Annotated in this window: 3 protein-coding genes; all 3 read right to left on the bottom strand. The window is 60.7% G+C overall.

Translation table 11 applies throughout. From position 1 onward, the window contains the following. A partial coding sequence (locus HGHM_RS22095; RefSeq protein WP_034349240.1) for an MCP four helix bundle domain-containing protein occupies positions 1-538 on the bottom strand: 538 nt, incomplete at its 3' end. Between the two features lie 57 nt (positions 539-595). Then, entirely contained in the window at positions 596-2197 is a 1602-nt protein-coding gene (locus HGHM_RS20275) for a methyl-accepting chemotaxis protein (protein ID WP_019143413.1), read from the bottom strand. Between the two features lie 17 nt (positions 2198-2214). Further along, entirely contained in the window at positions 2215-2697 is a 483-nt protein-coding gene (locus HGHM_RS20280) for a chemotaxis protein CheW (RefSeq protein WP_019143414.1), read from the bottom strand. Between the last annotated feature and the right edge of the window lie 142 nt (positions 2698-2839).

Here is a 2839-nt window from a genome sequence, read left to right on the forward strand (position 1 = left end):
CTTTCGCTTCATCGGAAATGTGGTCCTGCCAAGTGACCAGGTGCATGATCGATTGGTGATATGCCCCCATGGCCGGGGCCATCTTGCTCTCAACGAAAGCCTTGATCTGCGCCGGGTCCGTGCCCGCGCTATCCCTGAGCGCAAAGACCTGGTTCCGGATGTCCATGTACGTCTTGCGCTTGTCGGCAATCGTGGCGATCAGCTTCTCGCCTTCTTCGGTCGTGATCAGGGACTTCAACTCTTCCTGGACCTTCGAGATTTCCGCGCTTCTCGCCTTCATCCGGGCAAGGATGGCCTGATCGTCGCTGGCATCCCTTGCCCTCAGCCTGGCCTCGGTCAGCGCATCGTTGGTCACACTCCCTGCGTACCATTTCTCGCTGAGCCGGGCCTTATGGATCGCAACATCCATCTCTTCCGTGGCCCGGGCAACGTCCTGCAGCTTCGCGATGCCGATCACGGCCAGGATGGTCGCCAGTACCAGTACCGCCGCAAAACCAAGGCCGAGGCGGGTGCCGATCTTCAAGTTCGAAACTTTCATTCTGCTGCCCTTCTTGATGAGATTCGCCGGATGACCTGCGTGGCTGCAGCAAACGCTCTAGCTGCGTGCTAGCAGTCCTTGCTCGGGGAAAATTGCTGAGGCCGGCGACTCATGCTGGCCTTCCACGCGGAATACGGACACCGATTGCGCCAGGTTCTCTGCCTGCTCCTGCATGGAAGCTGCCGCCGCTGCCGCCTCTTCCACCAGGGCGGCATTTTGCTGCGTGACCTGGTCCATCTGGCCGATGGCCTGGTTGACCTGTTCGATGCCGGCACTCTGTTCCTGAGTGGCAGCGAGAATTTCGCCCATGATGTCGGTCACCTTTTGGACGCTGTCGACGATCTCGTCCATGGTCGACCCGGCTTGCGTGACCAGCTGGCTGCCTTCATCGACCTTGTGCACCGAGTCATCGATCAAGACCTTGATTTCCTTGGCTGCGGCGGCCGAACGTTGCGCCAGAGTGCGCACTTCGGAGGCCACCACGGCAAAGCCGCGTCCCTGTTCGCCGGCGCGCGCCGCTTCCACTGCGGCATTCAGTGCCAGGATATTGGTCTGGAAAGCGATCCCATCGATCACGCCGATGATGTCGACGATCTTTTTCGAGGCCGCGTGAATGGCTTGCATGGTATCGACCACTTGCGCCACCACTTGTCCGCCCTTGACGGCGACGCCGGATGCGGACACGGCCAGCTGGTTCGCCTGGCGCGCATTGTCGGCGTTTTGCTTGACCGTCGACGTGAGCTCTTCCATCGACGAGGCGGTTTCTTCGAGCGAGCTGGCTTGCTGTTCGGTGCGCGACGACAAATCATGATTGCCGGCGGCGATCTGACTCGATGCCGTGGCAATCGTATCGGTACCGGTGCGCACCATGCTCACCATGCGTGACAGGCCGCTGTTCATGTCTTTCAGCGCCTGCAGCAACTGGCCGGTTTCATCCTGCCTGCGCACTTCGATGCGGTGTGTGAGGTCGCCGGCAGCGACGGCAGCGGCAACCTTGACGGCCTTGTTGAGCGGACGGGTAATGCCGGTCACGAGCCGGACGCCGATCACGAGTGCGAGCACCAGTCCGAACAGGATGCCGGCGATGCAGCTGTTGCGCACCAGGTGATAGGCGGTCTGCGAGGATTCGAACTGGGTCCTGGCCACCTCCATCTGGAGCTGGATCAGCTTGGTGATGCCTTCCTTGACCGGGGCGTACAGCTTTTCCATGTCTTCGTGCACGATCGTGTGCGCGTCAGGTATTTGCCCGGTGCGGATGGCCGTCACAGCGAGCACCAGGGCTTCGTCCGTGAATTTTTTCCGGCTTGCGGCGAACTTGTCGGCAAGCTGCTTTTCTTCCGGAGTCAGGTAGGTCGCCATGTAGCGCTCCCATACCTTGTTCGTCTTTTGCAGATTGGCTTCGACTGAGGCCATGAGCCGCGCTGCTTCATCCGGCTCGTCGGTCAGCGCCTTGGCGACGATCAGCTGGTTCGTGTCCAGCAGGTCGGCAATCTGGCCGAGCTGTCCCACGGGGATCATACGGTCCTCGTAGAGCGTTTTCATCGCATCATTGGCGACACTCAGGCTGACGATGCCAATGACGCCGCCTGCCACCAGCAGGAAGGACAGGAAGCTGAGTACGAAGATCAGCCGGAATTTGATGCTCAGGTTTTTCAGCATGGTGCGTCCCTCCCTTTTCAGGCCGCCAGTTTTTCAATCAATCCCATCTCCTCGCTCGCCATCAGCTTGTCGATGTCGACCAGGATCAGCATGCGCTCGTCGATCGTGCCCAGCCCCACCAAATAATCGGTGTTCAGCGCCGTGCCCATGGCCGGTGCCGGCTTGACTTGCTCCGGCGTCAGCGTGATCACGTCCGAGACGCTGTCGACCACCATGCCCACCACCCGGCTGCCCAGGTTGAGGATGATGACCACCGTGAACTGGTCATAGGTCGGGGTGCCGAGATTGAACTTGATGCGCATGTCGACGATCGGCACGATCACCCCGCGCAGGTTGATCACGCCCTTGATATAGTCCGGCGCGTTGGCAATCCGGGTCACCGCTTCATAGCCGCGGATTTCCTGCACCTTCAGGATGTCGATCCCGTATTCTTCCTTGCCCAGGGTGAAGGCCAGGGCTTCCACCAGATTGGCTTGTTCTTGCTGCAGTGGCATGTTCATGTGCTGATCTCGAAAAAAGGGGCGGCGACTCCTCCCGCCAGGCGGGCTGGAGGGACAAGGGCGGGTGCGGTGTGCGCGCCCGGCATGCGATGCAGGCGGATCAAAACTCTTCCCAGTCGTCGCCAGCCGTGGCCCGCGTCAC

It is taken from the genome of Noviherbaspirillum massiliense JC206, from assembly GCF_000312045.1.
In the GTDB taxonomy this organism is placed as follows: domain Bacteria; phylum Pseudomonadota; class Gammaproteobacteria; order Burkholderiales; family Burkholderiaceae_D; genus Noviherbaspirillum; species Noviherbaspirillum massiliense.